This is a genomic window from Rudaea sp., from assembly GCF_036383415.1.
In the GTDB taxonomy this organism is placed as follows: domain Bacteria; phylum Pseudomonadota; class Gammaproteobacteria; order Xanthomonadales; family Rhodanobacteraceae; genus Rudaea.
Map to the genome: position 1 here is coordinate 1 of NZ_DASVOK010000460.1, position 4,437 is coordinate 4,437.

Annotated in this window: 4 protein-coding genes and 1 pseudogene; 2 read left to right on the plus strand and 3 right to left on the minus strand. The window is 65.4% G+C overall.

Features of this window, described 5'->3' with window-relative positions:
- Positions 1-44: 44 nt before the first annotated feature.
- From VF497_RS16620 to VF497_RS16630, 3 genes are all read right to left on the minus strand, one after another.
- Entirely contained in the window at positions 45-467 is a 423-nt protein-coding gene (locus tag VF497_RS16620) for a hypothetical protein (RefSeq protein WP_330890782.1), read from the minus strand.
- Between the two features lie 146 nt (positions 468-613).
- Positions 614-2,788 (minus strand): bifunctional 23S rRNA (guanine(2069)-N(7))-methyltransferase RlmK/23S rRNA (guanine(2445)-N(2))-methyltransferase RlmL, encoded by a 2,175-nt coding sequence (rlmKL, locus tag VF497_RS16625; RefSeq protein ID WP_330890784.1) that lies wholly within the window; start codon positions 2,786-2,788, stop codon positions 614-616.
- Positions 2,785-3,297 carry an alpha/beta hydrolase gene (locus VF497_RS16630; RefSeq protein ID WP_330890786.1) on the minus strand — a complete coding sequence of 171 codons (513 nt, stop codon included), beginning with the start codon at positions 3,295-3,297 and terminating at the stop codon, positions 2,785-2,787. The genes rlmKL and VF497_RS16630 overlap by 4 nt, the downstream gene beginning before the upstream one ends.
- Before the next feature lie 53 nt (positions 3,298-3,350).
- Here VF497_RS16630 and VF497_RS16635 point away from each other — a divergent pair, with 53 nt between their 5' ends.
- On the plus strand, positions 3,351-3,932 hold the full coding sequence (locus VF497_RS16635; protein WP_330890788.1) for an N-acetylmuramoyl-L-alanine amidase: 582 nt from the start codon (positions 3,351-3,353) through the stop codon (positions 3,930-3,932).
- 167 nt (positions 3,933-4,099) lie between these two features.
- A pseudogene (locus VF497_RS16640) lies at positions 4,100-4,437 on the plus strand (hypothetical protein); the annotation flags it as partial.

Here is a 4,437-nt window from a genome sequence, read left to right on the forward strand (position 1 = left end):
ATTGTACCGGCGCTCAACTGGGGGAGGAGGCGCCGGGTAAGCGCTCAGCGGTGGTAGTAACCGCCGCCGTGGTGATCGTAGCCGCCACCGCGACGGTCGTAATAGCCGCGACCTTCGTAGTAACCGTGCCGGTAACCACGGTCATAGCCACGACCGCGATAGTAGTAACCCGAGCTGTACACGACCGAAGGACCGTAGTAGGCCGGATAACTGTCGTAGTACACCGGCGCCGGCGCGTAATAAGTCGGGGCATAGTAGGCCGGCTCGTAATAACCGTAACCGCCGCCATAATAGCCGCCGCCGACACCGACGTAGGTGTGATGGTTGCCGACACCGATGCTCAAGCCCGGCACGCTGATGCCGAGGCTGAAGTGGTCGCGCGCGGACGCGACCGACGCGAATGCGAGCCCGGCCACGGCGACAAGGCCGAAAGCCATCGCACGAAAACCACGCTTGCTGATGTTCATAGTTGCTCCGAGGATTGCAAAAAAGCGATCGGTTTGATCGCAGGTGCATGCTGCGGTTTTTCGGCTGAATCGATTGTGAAAAGTGCGGGCCTTGGCCCGCTCCGTTCAGCCTCGTCCCGGAAGCTGTCGCGCGAAGCTGAACGGGTTTATTTCTTCTTCAATTCCCAGGCCTGGTGGATGCGCGGATTGCGCTCGAAATCGAACGGAATCGTGGCCACACTGATGTCGCGAATCTCGAAGCCGGAACGCGCGGCTTCGTCGAGCTTGAAGCGGCGGTAGTTGTTCGAAAACAGGATCACGCCGCCCGGCAACAAGCGTTCGCCGCAGAGCTGCAGCAGGCCCACGTGATCGCGCTGCACGTCGAAGTCGGCAGCACTTTTGGAATTCGAGAACGTCGGCGGATCGACGAAGATCAGGTCGTACATTGCCGAATGCTGCGCGAGATACCCGGCCGCATCGGCGCGCACGAGCTTGTGCCGCGTATTGCCGAAGCCGTTGACCGCAAGATTGCGCGTCGCCCATTCCAGATAGGTCTGCGACAGATCGACGCTGGTCGTCTCGGCCGCGCTGCCGGCCGCGGCGTAGACACTGACGCTGCCGGTGTAGCAGAACAGGTTGAGGAAGCGCTTGCCCTTGGCCAACTCGCGCACGCGCGCGCGCAGCGGGCGATGATCGAGGAACAGGCCCGTGTCGAGATAGTCCCACAGGTTGACGAGGAAGCGCAGGCCGCCCTCGCCCACTTCGATGAACTCGTCGCGCTGGTCGAGGTTGCCGTACTTCTCGCCGCCCTTGCCGCGCCGACGCTGTTTGAGCGCGACGCGCTCGCGCGGCACGTCTAAGGCCTCACTCGCCGCGCGCACGAGCTCGCGCAGGCGCGTGCGCGCGAGGGTCTCGTCGACGCTTGCCGGCGCGGCGTATTCCTGCACGTGCAGCCAGTCGATTGGTGCGCCGCCGCTGCGCGGATGTTCGCGATAGATATCGATCGCCGCCGCATATTCGGGCAGGTCGGCGTCGTAGACGCGCCAGCACTCGACGCCTTCGCGCGCAGCGATCTTGCGCAGATGCCGGTAATTCTTCTCGATGCGGTTCTTGACCATCTGTGCACCGGCCGAGAGCGGTTTAGGCTCGGGCTTGGGTGCATCGGCGGCGGCGATCTCGAAGTTGAGGAACACGCATTCGAGCGCGCCGTTGTAGAGCTGGTATTTCTTCTCCGCGCGCAAGCCGATCGCGCGCGCCAGGTTTTCATCCGATGTGATCACGCTCGCACGCCAGCCGGGGAATTCGGATTTCAGCTTCGTACCAAGCAGGCGATACAGATCGACGAGGGCCGCGTCCGACCCCATTCGTTCGCCATATGGCGGATTGCAGATCACCAGTCCCGGCGCCGACAACTCCTGCGGCCGGTGCAAATGTTCCAGCGACTGCTTGCCGAGGTGGATGAAGCCCGACATCTGCGCGTATTGCGCGTTGTGCACGGCCTCGCGCAGCACGTTCGCGTCGCGATCGAAGCCGACGAACACCGGACGCAACGCCTGCGCGCCGGCGAGTGCGCGTGCCTGCGCTTCGTCGCAAAGCGTCTTCCACAATGCCGCGTCGTGCCCGCGCCAGCCGAGAAAACCGAAATAGTCGCGACGCAGCCCCGGCGCGATGTCCGCAGCCATCAACGCGGCTTCGACCAGCAGCGTGCCCGAGCCGCACATCGGATCGACCAGGCCGCCGCCGGCTGCATACACGGCCGGCCAGCCCGCGCGCAGCAGCATACCCGCGGCGAGATTCTCCTTGAGCGGCGCCAGGCCTTTGCCGAGCCGGTAGCCGCGCTGGTGCAGCGGTGCGCCGGCCAAGTCGATGCTGAGGATCGCCTGGCCTTTGCGCAACACGAGATTGACGCGCACCGACGGTTCTTCGGTATCGACGCTGGGGCGCTCGCCGTCGCGCTCGCGGAACTGATCGACGATCGCATCTTTCACGCGCAGCGCCGCGAACTGCGTATGCGTGACGCCCTGCGTGCTGCCGACTGCGTCGACCGCGAACGTCGCGTCGGCACCGAGATGCGCGCTCCAATCCACCTCGAGTGCGCCGCGGTACAAGGCATCGCCGTCTGCGGCAGCGAACTCGGCAATCGGCATCAGCACGCGGCTCGCGAGGCGCGACCACAGGCAGGCGCGATAGCCCGCATCGAGTCCGCCGCTGAAATGCACGCCGGCCAGCGCCTCGTGCACCTCGGCGGCGCCGAGCACCTTCAGCTCGTCGACGAGCAGGTATTCCAGCCCCTTAGGGCAGGTCGCGAAAAACTTTCGCGTGCCGGTATCCGCGGCGTTCAAGCGAACTGCTCCAGAAACAGGTGGAACTGCGCCGCGATGAAATCGACGTGGCTGCCGAGGCGATGATCGTCGTTCAACAGCGTGATCGCATCGCCGCGCGCGCGCGCAAACGCGAGTGCTGCGTCGACCGGACAAACCTCGTCACCCCAGCCGTGCACGAGCGTGGTCGGCACGGCCGCCGCGGCGAACGGACGCGCGTATCCGGGAATCGCCACCGGCAGCGCGATCAGGAACAGACCGATGCAATTCAACCCTGTCGAGGCCAGCGCCGAGGTGAACGCACCCATGCTCGACCCGGCAAGCACGACCGGTGCATCGGCTGGCGCATGCGATTGAAGGCGCGCGATGCGCGCGTCGATGTCGCCGACGTCGCGGCGCGCATCGAGATCGCGATAGTCGGGGCGCACGCTGCGCAAGCCGAGCGCCTCGGCGGCCTTGGCGAGCGCGCTCACTTTGGTCGCCTCGGGCCCGCTTTCCAGGCCGTGCGACAGTATCAGGAACGGTTTCATCCGCGGATTATCGCATGCTGACAGGCCGCCTCCGCGCATGCGAGACTGCATGCATGCCGACATCCGCACCGCCCCCCGACCTCATCGTCCACGATTGGCCTCTGCCCTACGAGGCCAAGCTCAACCATCGCGAGTTGTCGGCAATCGATCTCGTCGTCATCCACTGCACCGAGCTGCCGGACATGGCGATGACCCGCGAGTTCGGCGAGCGCGTGCATTATCCGCAGAAGGGCACCGGCCACAGCGGCCACTACTACATCACCGAAGCCGGTGCGGTATACCGCTTCGTCGCCAACGACCGCGTGGCCAACCACACCAAGGATTGGAACACGCGCTCGATCGGCATCGAGATGTTCAACCTCGGCCGCTATCCCTACTGGGGCGACAGCCGCCACCAGGCGTTCACCGTGGCCTACACGAAGGAACAGATCCAGTCGCTGCTGTTGCTGCTGCGCAAGCTCAAGCACGACATTCCGAGCCTGCGCTACGTCGCCGGCCACGAGGATCTCGATACGCGCCTCGAGCCCTCGAGCGACGATCCGAAGATCATGCTGCGCCGACGCCAGGACCCGGGCCCGCTGTTCCCGTGGAACGAGATCGTGCCGGCTGCCGGACTGACGCGCCTGCGGCCTTAGAACCTACCCTCAAAGCTACTGCGCTCGACAATTTGCGCGCCGGCGGTGCTCGGAATCCTCATGTACTCGACTGTACACTCCGGTTCCTGCGCTCCGGCGACGCGCCCGATTCTAGTTAAGATCGGCTCTTCGCTCGCTACACTTTGAGGACAGGTTCTTCGTCCGCCATGTTCCGCACCCTGATCGAAATAAAGCCGCGCGACGTGCCGTTCAGCGTCGCGCTGCGCAACGCCGTCGGCTTCGTGCTGCCGCTCGGCATCGGCATCGCCACCGGGCATACGACGATCGGCCTCGGCATCGCCACCGGCGCGCTCAACACGATGTTTCTCGATCAGCCCGGGCCGTATCGCCTGCGCATGCAGCGCATGCTGCTGGGCGCACTCGGCGCGGGCCTGTCCGGTTTCGTCGGCGCGCTGCTCGGTGCGCACGCGATCGCGATGGCGCTGGCGGCGCTGGTCTGCGGCGTGGCCGGCGGCATGCTCGTCGCGCTCGGTCCGAATGCGGG